Consider the following 18,116-nt stretch of genomic DNA (forward strand, 5'->3'; position numbering starts at 1 on the left):
CAGTGCGTTAAGCTTTACAAAAGTTTATAACAACGCCTTTTATGACTCCGAATTTGTTAGAAGCAACCCATGAATACTGGCATAAACTGAATGAACTCGAAGCCTCTTACCAACGTGGGGAAATCACGCTTGAAGAAGTGGATGCCAAAGTTGAAGAATTGATGACAGAGTTGGGACGATCGCGACGAGCAGCGTTCAGCTATTTCTTCAGCAGTGTTCGTCGATTGTGGCAGGAGCAGCGAGAGACGATCGTGGGTGTTTTGGGATTGGGCGTTTTGACTTACGGGTGGGTGGTTGCTCATTAAACGACTCGCAAATTTCCGACGCAAGGAGGATGAAGAAAATAAGCACAGTCACGAATGATCAAACAGTAACCGTTTGAATTCGTTCCAGGCTTCTTATTGAATGCTCACCTCAAATCAATACGTTCGCTACTCCCCCGCTGTCGAAGTCAGGCAACCAGACGAAGATCGACTGATCCGCCAAATCCTCGACTCCGTTGCTCGGCAAGGACAAAAAGTATTCGACAAACATCGTCATGCAATGCGCGGCGCTCATGCGAAAAGTCATGGCGGACTGAAGGGGGAACTGCAAATTTACGACCACTTACCCACTCATCTGGCTCAAGGGCTGTTTCGCGAACCCCGCACTTATCCGGTGATGATTCGGTTCTCCAGTGTTCCGGGCGATATTCTGCCGGATAGTCTTTCAACCTATCGCGGCATAGGAATTAAAGTCATTGGTGTCGAAGAACCGAAGCTTCTCGCGACTGAACCTGGTGCGGTAACTCAAGATTTTCTGATGATTAACAGTCCGATTTTTCCATCCGGGAATCTGGCTCGCTTTCTGCCTGAACAGTTGCTTCAGGAAAAGGTTGTAGTGAGTGCCCCAGAAGAGGCGCAACAACTCTTGGGAATGGCTGCCCGTACCGTAAATGCAGTCACTCAAACCGTCGGTATCCCTCTCTATCCGACTGCGCTGGGAATTACGCAACCAGAGACGCATATCTTAGGAGAGACATACTATACCTCTGCTGCTCTACGGTATGGAGACTACATTGCCAAGTTAAGTGCAGTTCCCGTATCGACCAGTCTTCAGCCGCTTCAAGGTCAACGAATTGAGATGGAGAATGCTTCGACGCTGCGCGATTTGATTGTCGAGTTCTTCCGCAGACAGTCGGCTGAATATGAATTGCGGGTTCAACTGTGTACTAATCTAGAGACAATGCCGATCGAAGATTCTTCGGTGCGTTGGTCAGAGCAGGATAGTCCTTATCAAGCGATCGCTAAACTTACGATTGGGATGCAGGAAGCCTACAGTCCCGCCCGTCAGGTGTACGTGGACGATGTACTGTCTTTTAGCCCCTGGCATACGATCGCCGCGCATCAACCGCTTGGTTCAATTCAGCGGCTTCGCAGAGAGGTGTATGAGGCTTCGAGTCGTTACCGCCATGACATGAACCAACAGCCCAAGGGCGAGCCACGCAATATTGAGGAGATGCCCGATTAGAAAGAACGACAATCCTGCAAAGTTCAACTGGCTTGTGTTAACAATAATCTGAACGGTTTTTTGACCGAGAAAATCTAGTGCATTGTTGTGATTATTACGCCTCACGCTCGACTAGGATGACGTTCTCGGTGACTTTCTCAAAGGTATCGTCGTGACTGATGACGAAGAGTTGACGGAAGGATTTAATGTTTGCGATCGCATCAGCTAAACTTTCCCGCCTTGGTCGATCCATGTTCGTAGTTGGCTCATCAAAGAAAGCAATATTGATATCTGCAAGTACTTTCAGCAATGCTAATCGGACTGCTAAAGCAGCACACATTTGCTCTCCACCCGATAGATTGATAAATCTGCGGGAATGTGCACCTTCTTGCACCATGATTTCATAGTCACGTGTCCATTGCAGAGCGACATTCGGACGGTTTAATAGTTCTCGGAATAAGCGATCGGCTTCATGAGAAATCGTCTGCACATAGCGTTCGGTGATTCTCGGTGCAGCTTCTTTGTAGGATCTTCGAGCAAATTTGATGAATCGTTCTGTTTTTTGTTTCTGTTTGAGTTGGGTTTGAGCTTCGGTACGTTTTTGCTGTGTTACTTGTAGCTTGTCGAGTCGAGTTTGGCATTCTGCTAGACGCTGAACCTCGATCGGTAATTTGGTGCTGAGCGAAATCTTTTGGCGATTAGCTTCTTGATAGTCTGCATTGATCCGTTTAACTTCTTCTGGATCGTAGGTTTCTTCGAGTTGTGCTTTCTGATCGGTTAATGTTTTCAGTTGCGCTTGGTATTGTTCTAATTGTGCGATCGCGGTTTCGAGTTGCGTTTTTCGCCCTTTGTAATCATTCGCAGATTTTTGATGTTCGAGATAGATTTGATAGTCTGATCTGTAGCGATCGCGTAAATTTTGCTGTTCTTGAATTTGCTCTGCTAAGTTCTCAAACGCTTTCAAAGCTTCGTCAATTTTGCCGATCGCGTCTTGTGCTGTATTGAGTTCAGCTTGTAATAGAGCGCGTTCTGTGTCGAGATTGGCTAAAGTCTTCAGATCGCGAGTGAGATAACGACTGCGATCGCGAGGATTTTCCAAAGCTTCTAATTGCTCTGTAGTTTGTGCTAATTGGGTTTGAAGTTCGGGTTCTGCAATGAGTTGAGATTGATGTTCAGCAATGAGCGATCGTAGTTCTGCAACTTCAGCATCAAGCCTTTCCTCTTGGTCAAATTTGGCATCAAGTCCGCGATATTGAGATTCATGATCTCGATAGGTTTTAAGCTGAATTTGAGTTTCTTTGAGTGATTGTTTTAATCGATCGACGACGGTTTGCTGCGATAGATCATCGAGAATTCCTTGAAGGTCTTGCATCAAATGATCATTCAGCTTTGAACTATTTTCGAGTGTAGCTAGTACTGCTTCTAGTCGAGGCTGCCAAAGGGGTGTCGCTTGTTGTAGTTCTTTTAAGGTTGTTGTTGCAGCTTGAATCTGTTTCGTTTGAATATCTTCGCGCTTCTGGGCTTGTACTAGAATTTGTCGAAGATCTGCCTCAAATTGAGTGGCAGCTTCGATTCGGCTTAGTTGCTGTTGGTAGCGCTGTTGTAGTTCTTCAAGCTGAGGAATTTGTTTGACGATCGCGCCCAATTCTTCTAAGCGTTCAATTTCAGCACTTAGTTGTTGTTGACTGTCTTGAAGCTGTGCGAGTCGTTTTTGATCACGTTGAATGGTTTGTCTCCAGCTTTGACACGATTGAAGCTGCTCATTGAATTGTCTCTGTTGTTGCTCTAGTTCAGATTGTTGTTTAATTAACGGTTCTAATTGTTTGAGATCTGCTTCAAGCTGCGATCGACGTTCTTCTTTCTGAGCTAACACCGCAAACTTTGATTCAGAGGTGCTTAGAGCATTGGCACGTTTTGTTCGATCGCGCATTAGTTGTTCTTGCTGCGATCGCTGTTGATCCAATTCTCGAAGTGCTTCCTCTGCTTTCAGATAAGCTTGATAACTATCACGCCGCTCTGTGCAGATTTTGACAGATTTTTCAGCCGCTTCTAGCTCAGTTCTAAGGCGTTCTAGATTGAGTTCATCAGAGCGAATTCGACTTGAAAGCGATTCAAGATTTGCCGTTAGCTGAAGCACTTGAGCCGCGATTTCACTGTACTTCTCTTGATCGGATTTTAGTCGATCGTATTGTTCTTCCCATTGTTTCAGATCAGTCTGAATCTGCTGAATTGTGCTGCTAAGAGTTGCTTTTTGCTGACTGAGTTCATCCCACTCTAGTAGCAATTCATCATACTGCTGGATGTCCCGCTCTAGCTTCTCAGATTGAGCTTTCGCAAACTTTTCTAAGTCCCCTAGCTCCTTATAAACCTTTTTGTATTCCTCGACTTTTAGAATCGGATCAAAGACTTTCTTGCGTTCTTCCGCAGTTCCAAGAAAATCAACGGTAAATGTCCCTTGTGGAACCCCGATCGTATTCCGAAACAACTGTGCTAGGTTCGTTCCTGCTGGCACTCCTAAATGCTCTCGCAACCAAGGTAGAACATCCTCTTTTTTGGTGTAGTTCAGCTTTTCGCCAATCTCTGGATCAAAGATCGTATAGCTCGATCGAGTACAGCGACTAATCTCATACGTCCGCTGATCTCGACTCGAAATGAAGCTCACTCGTACTTGGGCACTATTCGCCCCATTCCGAATCAAATCCTCTTTCGTGTACGCGCCCGAATAGTCAAATAGCACCCATGCGATCGCTTCAAGAATGCTCGTTTTTCCCGCACCATTCTCGCCACAAATTGCATTCGTCCCCGGTTGGAACGAAAAAGCGCGATCGCTATGAAACTTGAAGTTTTTGAGGCTAACTGAAAGAATTTCCATACGTTGATTCTACGGCAGATCAGATGTTCTGATCCACAATCGGGAATGGAAACGATTCTAACGTCGATCGCTGCATTCGAGCCGACACCGACTCATTTATTTTCGGTCTAGCATTTTGCCTCGAATTTCCACCTGTAGGACTGTCCACATTGAAATGCGATCGCGCTTCATTTCATATAGATCTAAAGGAAATTGAATGTTCCTGAACTATAGCAATCCAATTTGAGTTGCAAAATTCGGGAAAGCCCCCAAACCCCCAATTCTGGGGGCTAAGAGTCTTGTTCCCCCAAACTTGGGGGCTAGGGGGCTAGATCAACCATACGCCTTACAACTAATTTAGGATTGCTATATGTGGAAAATCATTGCTGGAGTGTTGCTTTCACTGGGAGTGGGAGCCGCGATCGTCCTCAAACTAATCAATAATGCTGTCGCCGAATTTTACTCACCTGGATTCATATCGAATTCAGTTTCCGATGCTCGTTCTCGTGGTGTATTGATTGCTCAACCGCGCCTCGAAAGCAATGTAATTCGCTGGAAAGGGTCTGAATACGCGATCCGAAGCGCATGGATTGAACAAGCCACACGCATCAAATACGACTGGATTTTTTTCGAGCGAGTGATTCCGACAGGATATCGGTTAGTTTTAGCGATCGACAGAACCGGAAACCCTCCTGGTGAAAGCTTTCTCTACTTCATGGATGGACTGGTTTGCAATGATTCGATTCAGATCAACGCAACACGACCTGAAGATCCATTACTGATGTATGGGGAATTTTCAGCAGAGATTCCAGAGTCGATCAACTGTATGATCCGTAATCCAAATTGAATTGCTTGTGTTTGAATAACGTATCCAAGCTACCAGTGATTTGTTATGGCTCAATACTCGATCGATGAATTTATCAGTGCCTCGGCTCAAAGAGATCGGGGACAAGGCACATTCGAGCTAGAAAGTCCGCATTTATTAGAAGTCAAGCTGAATGGTCGCGTCTGGTCAAAGGTGGGCGCAATGATCGGCTACTTAGGCAACGTCAACTTCAAGCGGGAAGGCGTTCTCGAACACGGCATCGGCAACTTGATGAAAAAGATGGTGTCTGGCGAAGGAATGTCGCTGATGAAGATGGAAGGCAATGGGCGCATTTATTTGGCAGATTCAGGCAAGCGAGTGCACATTCTGAATTTGAACAATGACACGTTTTTTGTAAATGGTAACGATGTCCTAGCGATGGAAGACAGCATCAAATGGGAAATCAAGCTGATGCGACGAATTGCTGGCATGGTTGCAGGAGGATTGTTCAACGTTCGCGTATCAGGAACAGGAATGGTTGCAATCACAACCCACTATGAACCTTTAACCTTAGCGGTGAAGCCCGGTGTCCCTGTCTTTACTGATCCAAATGCCACGATCGCTTGGTCGGGATCGCTAGAACCCGAAATTGTGACCAATTTCACGGTTGGAACCTTTTTAGGTCGTGGCAGTGGAGAAGCGATTCAGTTAAAGTTCCAGGGCAATGGATGGGTTGTACTGCAACCTTACGAGGAAGTGTATAGTGTCGAAAGTGGAAGCTAAGAGGATGCTTTGAAGGTAATCGTTCATCGCCTGAACCGCCCCTCGAATAGAATTCGGGGCTATCGGAACAAAGTCTGTTGAAACAGACTGAAAAGACTACTACAACTTGCTTTCAGTCCCCTTTAGTGGACTTTGTACCGATAGACCGTGATTTCCAATCACGGGCGGAATGCAACCGAAGCGAAGGACTTTCTATACTTTTCAAACATCCTCTAATGATTCTCTAACTGAATTCCACGAATCGAATAGTCCAGCAATTGCATCGGATGTAGAACAGGTACAGATTTTCCTTGCAGTTTCAAATGGCGGGAGATCTGTACATAACATCCAATGTTTGCAGAAGCAATCACACTCGCGCCTGTATTCGTTAGGTTTTCTACTTTCTGCTGTCCCAATTCGTTCGCTACTTCTGGCTGAAGAATATTGTAGATTCCCGCACTCCCACAACAAAGCGCTGCATCGACAGGTTCTCGTAGTTTCACACCTGGGATTTTCCGCAACAATTGACGCGGTTGAACACTAATTTTCTGACCATGCAACATGTGACACGCATCTTGATAAACCATTGTTAAAGGCTTGTCTTGCAGCGGTGATAATTTTGCGGTTAATCCCACTTCAGCTAAGAATTCTTGAACATCTCGAACCTTACGAACAAAGGCTTCTGCTTTCTCGCGATAGTTCGGATCGTCTTGCAAAATGTGACCATACTCTTTCAAGGTATGACCACAACCTGAAGCATTGATTAAGACAAAATCGGCTCCAGTTTTATCAAAGGTATCGATCGTTTGTCGTGCGAATTGTTTAGCTTGTTCTTCTTGTCCTTGGTGATGGGATAAAGCACCACAACAGCCTTGAACTTGGGGAACGACGACTTCGCAACCATTGGCAGTGAGTACCCGCACCGTTGCATCATTGACATCTGGATTGAACAATCGTTGAACACAGCCTAGAAGCATTGCGACGCGATAGCGCTTTTCTCCTTGAGCAGGAATCAGTGCAGGAATTGAATCAGTGAAAGCTTTAGAAGGAATCTCTGGCAGAATCGCTTCCATTGCGGAGAGTTGAGGCGCGATCGCATTTAAAAATCCCATTGACCTCACAATTTTTTGAAGCCCCGATTTCTGATACAAGCCCAACGGACGCAACAGAGTTCGCATTCGATCGGGATATGGAAACACCGAGAAAATGAACTGTCGTAATAGTTTTTGAGCCAGCGATCGAGGTTCTTTCCGTTCGATCTGCGGACGAGTGGCAGCAATTAACTTGTCGTACTGCACTCCAGAGGGACAAGTCGTGACACACGCTAAACAACCTAAACAAGAATCGAAATGTTGTACTGTTGCCGGATTCAGCGGAATTTCACCTTCGTTGATGCCGTCCATCAAATAGATGCGTCCTCTGGGCGAATCCATCTCTTTCCCGATCACGCGGTAGCTCGGACAAGTCGATAAACAAAAGCCACAATGCACACAAGAATCGATCAGTTTTGGATCGGGAGGATTGTGAGCATCAAAGCCTGGATTGGTTGCTGGGTCAGAGGTTTGCATTTCTAAATTCCGCCTACAAAACGGTGAGGACTGAGTAAATTTTGAGGGTCAAATTGGGATTTGATTCGCTGCATGAAACCGAGCGCATTTCCAGAGTATCCCCAGACTTCTAGCTGTTGTTTGAACTCGATCGAGGCTTGCAACACCGAGAGATATCCACCTGTCGCTTCACAAATCGATCGTACTTCTAGAAGTTGAGTCGATCGAGCTTCTGAAATGCTCAATCGTCCAATGCCGCTTCCTGCATGAATCAGAACTTCCGCAGCGGGTAACAGTGCAGAAATTTGATCCAGCACCGAAACCGCTTCAGTGGGCTTTACTCCTATTTTGCAAACGATCGAGTCACTTTGGACAGATGAATTGATTTGATTTGTGAGGCGTTGCCATAGATCCGAATCGGCTGGCTCAGAAGTCTTTAAATTCAAAGCTTTTCCAACTTCGGTCAATCGTGCAATCTGTTGTTCAACACTTTCTGCAATGCTTTGGAATCGAACGAGCAAGCTAGAAGAGTTTGGCAATTCTAATACTGATGAGATTGATTCTGATAACAAATCAACACTTACAGGCGTTAATGCTGAACTTAATAGAGTCTGAGTCGCTTGCTCTAATGAATCTAAATCACCGCTGAGAATGATCGATCGAGAAACAGCAGGAATCGGATAGACCCGAACTGTAGCTTGCGCCAAAATCCCCAAAGTCCCATACGATCCGGTAAGTAGCTTCATTAAATCGTAACCCGCCACGTTTTTTACGACTCGTCCGCCTGCTTTGACGATCTCACCATCCGATCGCACAAATGTAATTCCCAACAACATATCGCGAACGCTGTTGTAACGATGTCTGAGCGATCCAGAATCCGCCGTTGCAATTACGCCTCCTAAAGTTGCACGATCGCTAAAAATTGGATCGATCGCGCAAAACTGCCCCGCTTTTCCGACGATCGATTGAAGTTCAGCAAACGAAATTCCTGCTTCAGCCGTCACAGTTAAATCGCCTTCAGCATGTTCAATTAAGCGATCGAGCTTTTCGGTACTCACAACCAAAGCGACTGAATCGATTACGCCACCCCAGTGCAACTTCGTCGCATGACCACAAGGAAGAATCTGCCACCGATTGCGATGAGCACAAGACACGATCGCGCTTAATTCCTCAACGGTCGAAGGAGACACCCACGCAACTCGATCGGGGTGAATCAGCGATCGACTTAATTGCGCTTGCTGAAATTCTGTCAGTGAATCCCACGTCCGTATCGGTACGGGCGCGATCGCGGATTCGAGCGTTTGAAAAAGAGTTGGCATCCGTAAAAATGGGGCAGACAACACAGAAATTGGGAAATCTCTTAGTTAGAAATAATGAGAGATTTATGAAAACATTTCGATCCAGATCCTATTATCTAGGGAATAATGCGCTTATGTTCAAGGCGAAAGGTAATCATGAGCATTGATATAGCAGTAGAAGTTTAGAGTAGGACATCCTCGGAGTTGCCCCCAAACCCCCAATTCTGGGGGCTTAAGACTCTTGCTCCCCCAAACTTGGGGGCTGGGGGGCTTCCTCGAAGTGCCCTAACTAGAGTAGGTACTGCTATAGAAGCGCAGAGTTTCTCTGTCTCCTACAGTCTCATGATTTCCTCTTTTTTACCTACAGCGACGATCGATGCAACAGATAGACGCGCCGCCCAGTCTAGTCCAACTCCAAACGCTTCTTAGTCAGTGCGATTCTGAAGCGTCTCAAGCTGCTTTTTCAGAGCTACAGGCAACGATTTCTGCTCTGCAACAAGAACTTCAAGCAGAACGATCGGCTCGACAACAAGCCGAGAATAATCAATTGCTCTTACAAATGACGATCGAGGGAGCAGTAGACGGCATTCTCGCGATCGATCAACAAGGAAATATCCTCAGTGCCAATCAACAATTTCGCCAGCAGTGGAATGTTCAAGAGCCTGTCCCCCTTCACGAGTCACAGCTTCTAGAACAAACCACTCCGATGCTCGTCGAACCTGATCAACTCCGAAATCAAGTCAAACTCGAATCGGAACATCCCAGGCTTGAAGGTCACAACGTTTTCCAACTCAAAGACGGGCGGATTCTAGAGCGATTTTCTAAACCCTTATGGCACAACCACGAGATTCGCGGTCGGGTGATTAGTATTCGCGATATCACCGAACAAACCCGCGCTCAGAAGAATCTCGCTGCCAGTGAGAAATTATTACGCACCGTTGTTACTAATACTCCGACGATTCTTTATGCGATCGATCAAAACGGCATTTACACGCTTTCTGAAGGGAAAGGTCTGGAAACACTGGGATGGAAGGCGGGCGCATTAGTTGGAAGATCGGTCTACGAATTTTACCGGGATTATCCGCAAATTATTCGAGACATCGATCGCGTTTTGGCAGGAGAAGAACATCGATCGATTCTCGAATTTCAAGGCGTTTTCTATGACAATCGCGCCACTCCGATTCGCAATTCTGATGGTGAAGTGATCGGCATGATTGGCGTTGCAACCGATGTAACCGCTCAACGACAAGCCGAAATCGAGCTACAGGAAACCAAACAAGATTTGGCGATTCGAGTTGAACTGAGAACCGTTGAACTGAAAGCGGCAAATGCGAAATTGCAGAAAGAAGTTGCCCAGCGAAGAGCGATCGAACAAAGTTTGCGAGATAAACAAAGCTGTCTGCAAATCCTCAATCAAATTTCGCAAGGGGTCACAGCCGGATTATCGGTGAATGACTTGATCAAATTAACGATCGATCAAACCGCTGCTCGGTTTACAAATGTTCGAGTGCTATACGGGGTCATCGACAATCGCCACTTTAACGCAATCTATTCGGCTCAACCTGCGGATATGCCTGCGATGAACGGAATTATCGAAGGACTATATCTGACTCCGCAGTATTTCGAGATCATTCAGCGACACGAACCTGCCTTAATTGAAGATGTCTTACAAGAGCCTGCCTTTGCGCCGATGGTGGGCGATATGTTGAGACGTAGAACTCGTGCGATCGCAATGGTCACAGTTCAACATTCAGCAGATCAGATCGGAATTTTGGCGCTGAACGCACCCTATCCAAAACGTTGGTCAACTTGCGAAGTCGAAACGATTCAAGAATTGGCAGATTATTTGTCGATCGTGCTGCAAAAAGTCCGGGCACAAGAAGAACGGTACAAAGCAGAAGAACGTCTGAAATTATTTGAATCCGTGGTTGTGAATGGAAACGATGGCGTGATTATCACCGATACAAATCTGGAAGACCCAAAGATTAGTTATGTGAACGCTGCATTTGTGCGAATGTCCGGGTACACCGCAGGAGAAGTGATTGGGAAAACGCCTCGAATTCTGCAAGGTGAAAAAACAGATCGATCGCAACTTGCTAAAGTTCGGACAGCGGTGCGAGAAGGACGATCGGCTCAAGTTGAACTAATGAATTATCACAAAGATGGCTCTGAATATTGGGTGGATTTAAACGTCGTTCCAATTTCAGATTCGCATGGAAATCTTACTCATTTTGTTGCACTACAGCGCGATATTACTGATCGAAAATGGTCAGAAAAAGCGTTGATTACGACTCAAGCACGATTGAAATATCTGCTGTCTTCGAGTCCTTCAGTCATTTATACCTGTCAACCGAATCGGAATCGTGCTTGTACATTTGTCAGCGAAAATATTACACAGCAATTCGGCTATGAGATTTGGCAATATCTCAAAGATCCACATTTTTGGATCGACCACATTCACCCGGAAGATTTATCGATCGTACTCGAACATGTCGATCGCTTACTAAAAGCTGGAGAAGCCACTTGTGAATACCGATTTTTACATCAAGATGGCTCTTATCGCTGGCTACGTGACAGCATGAAGCTGCTAAATGATCAATCGATCGAGGTAATTGGCTCTGTCATCGATATCAGCGATCGTAAGTGGGCAGAAGATCAAATTCGCGCCTCACTTGAAGAAAAAGAAGTGATGTTGAAAGAAATTCACCACCGTGTGAAAAATAACCTGCAAGTTGTATCAAGTTTACTCAAATTACAAGCAGGTTACATTCAAGATAAACGCATCGTTGAAGTATTTAAAGAAAGCCAAAATAGAGTCAGCGCGATGGCATTGATTCATGAGAAGCTATACCAGTCTGAAGATCTCGCAAAAACTCACTTTTCAGAGTATATTCAAAGCTTAACAACTGCTCTATTCCGCTCTTATTCGGCAAATTCTCGTGCTATTCAACTTCACTTAAATGTTCAGGATGTGAGATTGAGCATTGATACCGCGATCCCCTGCGGATTAATCATCAACGAACTCGTCTCCAACTCTTTGAAATACGCCTTTCCCAGTGGCGAAACAGGCTCAATTTATATTGAGTTACACGCTCAAGAAGAGCCACTATTCGATCGTATTCACTACTCACTAATCGTAGGTGATAACGGTCGTGGATTCCCCCCAGAACTCGATTTCCGAAATACGAAATCGCTTGGTTTACAGTTGGTCTGTACACTCATTCGACAGCTACGAGGGGAAATAGACCTCAGTAGTAAATCAGGAGTCTGTTTTACAATCACGTTCTGCGAACAAAAGATCAGGGTTTAAATGTTATGTCTACTGCCAGAGTGCTCGTCGTCGAAGACGAAAGTATTATCGCGCTAGATATCCAAACGAGCTTACAAAATGCCGGATATCAAGTTGTGTCGATCGCGACTTGTGCTGAGGAAGCACTAAACGATACAGCCGTACTGCAACCAGATTTAATATTAATGGATATTCGGTTGCGAGGCGAAATGGATGGCGTAGAAACTGCTGAACAAATTCGTCAAACTTGGCAACTTCCCGTAATTTTTCTGACTGCTCATGCGGATGAAAATACATTATTAAGAGCGAAAAAGACTCAGCCATTCGGCTATATTCTAAAGCCTTTTGAGGATCGAGAATTAATCACAATGATTGAAATTGCCCTATCTCGTCATAAGGCAGAATCTCTGATTAAAACTGCGCTGAGAAAAGAAAAAGAAATCAACGAATTAAAATCACGGTTTGTCTCGGTTGTTTCTCACGAATTTCGCAATCCTTTGAATACAATTTTGTTTTCAACTGAGCTACTTCAACGATACGGCAATCAAATTTCAGATCAAAAGAAAGAGACTTATCTTGAACGCATTCAAGGTTCAGTCAAACGCATGAATGAGCTTTTATCCGATGTTTTAACGGTTGGAGAAACTGAAGCCGGAAAGCTGCAATTCAGTCCTCAGCCACTTGATGTGATTCGATTTTGCAAAGAACTGGTTGATGAATTTCACTTAAGCGATCGAGGAAAAAGCCAGATCAATTTCTCGTTCCGCCAAACTTCAGATCAGGATCGCCCCTCACTTTCCTTACTCGACGAACGCTTATTGCGCCACATTTTAACGAACTTACTCTCGAATGCCCTGAAGTATTCACCTAGCGGCGATCCGATCGAATTCAAGCTGAATTTAAGCGATCGAACTGCAATCTTTCGGATTCAAGATCACGGCATCGGAATTCCTAAAGCCGATCAAATTGATCTTTTCCAATCTTTTCATCGGGCAAGAAACGCCAAGACGATACCCGGAACCGGATTGGGCTTATCGATCGTCAAACAATGCGTCGATTTACATGGGGGTACGATCACTGTGGAAAGTGAGGAAAATCAGGGAACTCTATTCACTGTCACGCTACCGTTAAATAGGCAGTCCACGGATGAAAACAATTCTCGTAATTGAAGATGAGCAAACGGTTCGAGAGTCGATCTTGGATTTACTAGAAGCTGAAGGCTTTCATGGAATTGGTGGAGAAAACGGTAATGCTGGAGTGCAACTGGCACACGAGTATCATCCTGATCTGATTCTCTGCGACGTGACGATGCCAGATCTCGACGGTTTTTCTGTGCTCGCCCAACTCCGCAAGTCTCCTGATACGGCTGGAATTCCTTTCATTTTTCTCTCCGCCCGCAGCACTAAATCCGACCAGCGACAAGGCATGGAACTCGGTGCGGACGATTATTTGACGAAGCCTTGTACTGCAACAGATTTGCTTGGAGCGGTGTCGGGTCGATTGGCAAAATATGAGGCGTTAGCAGAACGGTTAGCCAAAAAAGTAGAGGCAACCAGAGCGGAAAAACCGGAAATCAGTACGGATTCAACTCAAAGCGAAGTGCTGCCGATGTCTGGAACGCGAGATGGGTTGCTGAATCACTTTTACCAGGAGCTTCGCAATCCGCTTTCGACAATCAATATGACGCTGCATTTACTGAAATTGGAGCGCATTGGACATGAATCGACGATCGCAACAGTGCAGCGGGAATACAGTCGCGAATTGGCGATTTTGCAAGAGGTGTTCAAGCTTCAGGAATATTTGATGCCAGAAAGCGCTGAACTGCTGCGAGATTGCAATTTGGTGCGATTGATGAGCGAGGAAAGGGTTTAAAGAAAAGAGCGATCGCAGTTTTGCGATCGCTCTTTCTTGAGTTTGATTAAACCGTTGCTAATTCTGGGGTCGGACGCTTGCTATTCCGAATTCCTTCGATCGCAGTTGCATAATCCGGGGCATTGAACACCGCTGAACCTGCCACGATCGCATTCGCACCCGCTTCAATTACTTGCCAGGTGTTATTCGCTTTCAAGCCACCATCCACTTCAATCCACGGATCAAGTCCACGCTCATCGCACATTTGGCGCAGCTTGCGAATCTTCGGCAACACTCCAGGAATAAAGCTCTGTCCACCGAATCCAGGGTTGACGCTCATAATTAGAACCAGATCACACAGTTCCAAAACGTAATCGATCAGTTCCAAGGGGCTACCCGGATTGAGCACGACACCCGCTTTTTTGCCGTATTCCTTAATTTGTCCCAAAGTCCGGTGCAAGTGGGGCGAAGCATTATGTTCTGCGTGAACGTAGATGTGATCGGCTCCCGCTTTGGCAAAATCACCGACATACTTTTCAGGCTCTACAATCATCAAGTGAACATCGAGCGGCTTTTGGGTCACGGGGCGAATCGCCTCCACGATCAAAGGACCGATCGTAATGTTCGGGACAAACCGACCATCCATGACATCGACGTGAATCCAATCGGCTCCAGCAGCATCAACAGCGCGAATTTCGTCGCCTAACCGACTAAAATCAGCAGAAAGAATCGAAGGTGCAATGACGATCGGTTTATTGGACATGACGGTTAGTTCCCCTTGGAAAGCATGAGAATTTGTGATCAGTTTAACAAATTGTGAAGGATTTCTCTCAGTTTTCGGTCAGGGTTTGAACAAATCTTAGGAATTTATACTCAAAGGTGTGGCAGATGAAGTGGTGGGTTGGATTGAGCGGCATATTCGTGGCAGTGACAGCACAAGCGATGCCTGTCGCGGAATCATCGATCGGGAAAGAAGGAATCGACGCGCTGCGACTTCAGCAGGCTCCGTACAATCTAACGGGGAGGAAGATCGCGATCGGGCAAGTCGAAATCGGACGACCTCCGCAATTTGGCATCGATAAAGCTGCAAATACGAATCAGGTGGTTACGCTCACTCGCGTCTTTTTCCGCAATCAGCCCGCCAAAACCAATACGAATCTAGACACTCATGCGGCTCAAGTTGCAAGTGTGATGATCGGAGACAGTAAAGCAGTCCGGGGAGTGGCTCCAGATGCGCGATTGTTTTCTTCTGCGGCGGCAACTCCTCAACGCAGTGGACAATCTGAAGAATGTTTAGCATCTCAGCAGATCGCATTACAGAATGGCGGCGATGTGCGAGCGATCAATTTCAGCTTTGGTGAATCGTTGCAGCAAGATCCACGTCCGAATGCTCGATTAGATGGAAATGCGCTACTAACTCAATGTATTGATTGGTTGGCGACCAAGTACAATTCGCTGTTCATCATCGCAGGCAACCAAGGGAAAGGTGGCATTCCAATCCCGACCGATAACTATAACGGCATGGTAATTTCCTTTACGCGCCGAGTCAGAGAGGACTATTCAAAGATCGATTTCTCAAATATTGGCGATACGAATCCGCGAATTTTCAAGCGCAATGACGGAATCGAAACCAGTTTAGGCAATCGTCGATCGCTCTCTCTCACGGCTCCCGGCAGCAAAATCAATGTTGCCAATCTCAAAGGAGAGCAAACCACCTCGATCGGGTCAAGTTTCGCCGCTCCACACGTGACCGCAACCGTGGCATTGTTACAGGAATTTGGCGATCGACAACTCCGCACCAGTTGTAAAGGCGGCTGTAAATTGCCCTGGACAACCGATGCCCGCAGACACGAAGTAATGAAAGCAGTTTTGATGAATTCGGCTGACAAACTTCAGGACAAAGGAGACGGTCGCTTGCTCGGAATGTCACGCACGATTTTCGAGAAAGACAACAAAACCTGGATTGATTCTGATGCTTATAAAAATCGCAAAATTCCCTTAAACATTCAAATGGGTGCGGGTCAATTGAATGCGTTCCGGGCATATCAACAATTTAGCGCGGGACAACGGAAGCCAGGTAAAGCCGTTCCCGCGATCGGATGGAACTATGACAAGATTGGGACTAATCAAACGGTGCAAGATTACATCATCGATCGACCTTTATTGCAAGGCAGCTACGTTTCCGCGACGTTGACTTGGGATCGACTGGTGGAATTGAACGATCGCAACAAGAACGGCAATTTTGATGTTGGGGAATCATTTCGCGATCGAGGCTTGAACAAACTCGATCTCTATCTCATGCGAGCAGAAGACACGGATATTCGCAAAAGTATCTGGTCATCTGTTAGCGACATCGATAGTATTCAGCACATCTTTTACCCAGTTCCCGCCACCGGACGTTATAAGATTCGAGTCGTTTTCCGTCAGCAAGTGAATGCGCCAATACAATCTTATGGTCTAGCTTGGTGGTCGGCTCCGTCTCAAAAATAGTAACGCGCTCCTACGCAATCTTGAAGTTGACTAATGTAGTTAGTACATAGCGTGTTCATCGATACACGATTGAGGTCAAACACTGGTTGGAATTGGTCAATGTTTTGGTCAATTCCCAACTTTTTTGGAGAGAGGAGTATGAAAACAATCCAATGGAAACGATCGGGAATTGCTTTATTTGCGATCGTGCTTGCAGTTGGCGCAATTTCTTGTTCGGGTTCTGCCAATTCACAAAACCCAAAACCAGAGATCAAAAATAATCAAATCGCTCAACCAGTCCAACCTGTGAATCCAAAAATTGTGGAAGCAAATACGAGATTCGGGTTCAAATTATTTTCTGAAATTCTCAAGAAAGAAGGAAAAGAAAACGTTTTTGTGTCGCCTTCAAGTGTTGCGATCGCGCTTTCAATGGCGTATAACGGCGCAAGCGGTGAAACCAAGACTGCAATGGCAAGAGCGCTCGAATTTCAAGGCATGACGCTTGAAGAAGTTAACCAAGCACATCGCAATTTAAAGGCAGCATTAGAGAAAGCTGATCCAAAAGTACAACTCTCGATCGCGAATTCACTTTGGGCAAGACAAGGTGTTTCTTTTAATCCGAGTTTTCTCGATCGTAATGCCAAATTCTACGATGCCAAAGTGAAATCTCTCGATTTCGATCAACCTGCTGCGGTTGAAGAAATCAACGGATGGGTGAAAGAAAGTACGAATGGCAAAATTTCAAAAATTGTCGATCGTATTAATTCCAACGATGTGATGTTTCTGATGAATGCGATCTATTTCAAAGGGAAATGGACAAACGAATTCAACAAAAGCAATACAGAAAATCGCCCATTCGCATTAGTCAATGGCTCGAAGAAACAAGTGCCTTTAATGAAGCAAAAAGGCAAATATCGCTATCTCGAAACCAGTCAATTTCAAGCGATTAGTCTTCCTTACGGTGATGAACGTTTGAGTATGTATGTCTTCTTACCAAAGACCAATCTTGCTGCTTTTCAAAAGTCTTTAACGGCTCAAAATTGGCAGACTTGGATGAAGCAATTTAGCACTCGTGAAGGGCAGATTCAATTGCCTCGATTCAAGATGGAATACGATGTCGAACTGAAAGAAGCGCTTTCTGCTCTCGGAATGAGAATCGCTTTTGAAGACACAGCAGATTTCTCCGGACTCAGCAAAGGAACGAAGATCGATCACGTCAAACATAAGACTTTCGTTGAAGTGAATGAAGAAGGCACAGAAGCGGCTGCGGTAACTTCGATCGGGATTGTGCCAACTTCTGTCCAAATTCCACAAGAACCGTTCAGAATGATTGTCGATCGACCATTTTTCTCTGCAATTCGCGACAATCAAACAGGCGAAATTTTGTTTATGGGATCGATCGTCAATCCGGAATAAAAGAAGTGCGATCGCCAATTCAAAAACGATCGCACTTCTTTTATTTCTTAATGGGGGCGAAGGGACTTGAACCCTTACAACCTTGCGGTCAACGGATTTTCTTACTACTGTAGTTTTCACTACCGCACGTCTGCACGTTTGTAGTCTGGACTATGCCTTCACCTTTTAGCGAAATAAACGCCAGTCAGGTGGGAGCCGTCTAGTCTCTACACTTTCTTTGAATCGAAGATTCAAAGCTTAGCTCGGCGTTGGCAGATGAAAGCGTTCGCCGAATTTGACTCCATTCACACAGAGCATTTCTGCTCAGGTGCTCAAATCACTAAGTCCGTAGCGTCTACCA

At 45.6% G+C, this 18,116-nt stretch carries 13 protein-coding genes; 9 read left to right on the top strand and 4 right to left on the bottom strand.

The genetic code is table 11. The annotated features are described in order from the left end of the window. Positions 1-41 precede the first annotated feature (41 nt). Both ACQ4M5_RS05485 and ACQ4M5_RS05490 read left to right on the top strand, forming a co-directional pair. Positions 42-305, top strand: coding sequence for a hypothetical protein (locus tag ACQ4M5_RS05485; RefSeq protein WP_430674603.1), 264 nt, complete (start codon positions 42-44; stop codon positions 303-305). A gap of 100 nt (positions 306-405) precedes the next feature. Then, a complete protein-coding gene (locus tag ACQ4M5_RS05490; protein WP_430674604.1) occupies positions 406-1,509 on the top strand; it encodes a catalase family protein in 1,104 nt (367 codons plus the stop codon). Positions 1,510-1,603: 94 nt separating this feature from the next. On the opposite strand, the gene ACQ4M5_RS05495 is transcribed toward ACQ4M5_RS05490, so the two are convergent. Further along, on the bottom strand, positions 1,604-4,360 hold the full coding sequence (locus ACQ4M5_RS05495; RefSeq protein WP_430674606.1) for an AAA family ATPase: 2,757 nt from the start codon (positions 4,358-4,360) through the stop codon (positions 1,604-1,606). A gap of 349 nt (positions 4,361-4,709) precedes the next feature. On the opposite strand from ACQ4M5_RS05495, the gene ACQ4M5_RS05500 reads away from it, so the two are divergent. Both ACQ4M5_RS05500 and ACQ4M5_RS05505 read left to right on the top strand, forming a co-directional pair. After that, on the top strand, positions 4,710-5,186 hold the full coding sequence (locus ACQ4M5_RS05500; RefSeq protein WP_430674607.1) for a hypothetical protein: 477 nt from the start codon (positions 4,710-4,712) through the stop codon (positions 5,184-5,186). Between the two features lie 45 nt (positions 5,187-5,231). Beyond that, positions 5,232-5,927: an AIM24 family protein gene (locus ACQ4M5_RS05505; RefSeq protein ID WP_430674608.1), complete on the top strand. Its 696-nt coding sequence runs from the start codon at positions 5,232-5,234 to the stop codon at positions 5,925-5,927. A gap of 212 nt (positions 5,928-6,139) precedes the next feature. On the opposite strand, the gene glcF is transcribed toward ACQ4M5_RS05505, so the two are convergent. Together glcF and ACQ4M5_RS05515 are read right to left on the bottom strand one after the other, a co-directional pair. After that, positions 6,140-7,474, bottom strand: coding sequence for a glycolate oxidase subunit GlcF (gene glcF, locus ACQ4M5_RS05510; RefSeq protein ID WP_430674609.1), 1,335 nt, complete (start codon positions 7,472-7,474; stop codon positions 6,140-6,142). 2 nt (positions 7,475-7,476) lie between these two features. Then, a complete protein-coding gene (locus tag ACQ4M5_RS05515; RefSeq protein ID WP_430674610.1) occupies positions 7,477-8,772 on the bottom strand; it encodes an FAD-binding oxidoreductase in 1,296 nt (431 codons plus the stop codon). 355 nt (positions 8,773-9,127) lie between these two features. Here ACQ4M5_RS05515 and ACQ4M5_RS05520 point away from each other — a divergent pair, with 355 nt between their 5' ends. The 3 genes from ACQ4M5_RS05520 to ACQ4M5_RS05530 are packed head-to-tail and all read left to right on the top strand — an operon-like array spanning position 9,128 to position 13,912. Beyond that, entirely contained in the window at positions 9,128-12,061 is a 2,934-nt protein-coding gene (locus ACQ4M5_RS05520; protein WP_430674611.1) for a PAS domain S-box protein, read from the top strand. A 5-nt stretch (positions 12,062-12,066) separates the two neighbouring features. Next, a complete protein-coding gene (locus ACQ4M5_RS05525; RefSeq protein WP_430674612.1) occupies positions 12,067-13,209 on the top strand; it encodes a hybrid sensor histidine kinase/response regulator in 1,143 nt (380 codons plus the stop codon). After that, positions 13,187-13,912 carry a response regulator transcription factor gene (locus ACQ4M5_RS05530; RefSeq protein ID WP_430674613.1) on the top strand — a complete coding sequence of 242 codons (726 nt, stop codon included), beginning with the start codon at positions 13,187-13,189 and terminating at the stop codon, positions 13,910-13,912. The genes ACQ4M5_RS05525 and ACQ4M5_RS05530 overlap by 23 nt, the downstream gene beginning before the upstream one ends. A gap of 46 nt (positions 13,913-13,958) precedes the next feature. On the opposite strand, the gene rpe is transcribed toward ACQ4M5_RS05530, so the two are convergent. Then, on the bottom strand, positions 13,959-14,654 hold the full coding sequence (gene rpe, locus ACQ4M5_RS05535; protein ID WP_430674614.1) for a ribulose-phosphate 3-epimerase: 696 nt from the start codon (positions 14,652-14,654) through the stop codon (positions 13,959-13,961). Between the two features lie 125 nt (positions 14,655-14,779). Between rpe and ACQ4M5_RS05540 the strand changes: the two genes are divergently transcribed. Beyond that, positions 14,780-16,381, top strand: coding sequence for a S8 family serine peptidase (locus ACQ4M5_RS05540; protein WP_430674615.1), 1,602 nt, complete (start codon positions 14,780-14,782; stop codon positions 16,379-16,381). A 138-nt stretch (positions 16,382-16,519) separates the two neighbouring features. Further along, positions 16,520-17,776 carry a serpin family protein gene (locus tag ACQ4M5_RS05545; RefSeq protein WP_430674616.1) on the top strand — a complete coding sequence of 419 codons (1,257 nt, stop codon included), beginning with the start codon at positions 16,520-16,522 and terminating at the stop codon, positions 17,774-17,776. Positions 17,777-18,116: the final 340 nt, after the last annotated feature.

Source organism: Leptolyngbya sp. AN10 (genome assembly GCF_050565645.1).
GTDB lineage: Bacteria > Cyanobacteriota > Cyanobacteriia > Leptolyngbyales > Leptolyngbyaceae > Leptolyngbya.

Coding starts and splice junctions, on each gene's coding strand:
- ACQ4M5_RS05545 (WP_430674616.1), top strand. CDS start 16,520: ATGAAAACAATCCAATGGAAACGATCGGGAATTGCTTTATTTGCGATC.
- ACQ4M5_RS05520 (WP_430674611.1), top strand. CDS start 9,128: ATGCAACAGATAGACGCGCCGCCCAGTCTAGTCCAACTCCAAACGCTT.
- rpe (WP_430674614.1), bottom strand. CDS start 14,654: ATGTCCAATAAACCGATCGTCATTGCACCTTCGATTCTTTCTGCTGAT.
- ACQ4M5_RS05540 (WP_430674615.1), top strand. CDS start 14,780: ATGAAGTGGTGGGTTGGATTGAGCGGCATATTCGTGGCAGTGACAGCA.
- ACQ4M5_RS05505 (WP_430674608.1), top strand. CDS start 5,232: ATGGCTCAATACTCGATCGATGAATTTATCAGTGCCTCGGCTCAAAGA.
- ACQ4M5_RS05485 (WP_430674603.1), top strand. CDS start 42: ATGACTCCGAATTTGTTAGAAGCAACCCATGAATACTGGCATAAACTG.
- ACQ4M5_RS05530 (WP_430674613.1), top strand. CDS start 13,187: ATGAAAACAATTCTCGTAATTGAAGATGAGCAAACGGTTCGAGAGTCG.
- glcF (WP_430674609.1), bottom strand. CDS start 7,474: ATGCAAACCTCTGACCCAGCAACCAATCCAGGCTTTGATGCTCACAAT.
- ACQ4M5_RS05500 (WP_430674607.1), top strand. CDS start 4,710: ATGTGGAAAATCATTGCTGGAGTGTTGCTTTCACTGGGAGTGGGAGCC.
- ACQ4M5_RS05525 (WP_430674612.1), top strand. CDS start 12,067: ATGTCTACTGCCAGAGTGCTCGTCGTCGAAGACGAAAGTATTATCGCG.
- ACQ4M5_RS05495 (WP_430674606.1), bottom strand. CDS start 4,360: ATGGAAATTCTTTCAGTTAGCCTCAAAAACTTCAAGTTTCATAGCGAT.
- ACQ4M5_RS05515 (WP_430674610.1), bottom strand. CDS start 8,772: ATGCCAACTCTTTTTCAAACGCTCGAATCCGCGATCGCGCCCGTACCG.
- ACQ4M5_RS05490 (WP_430674604.1), top strand. CDS start 406: ATGCTCACCTCAAATCAATACGTTCGCTACTCCCCCGCTGTCGAAGTC.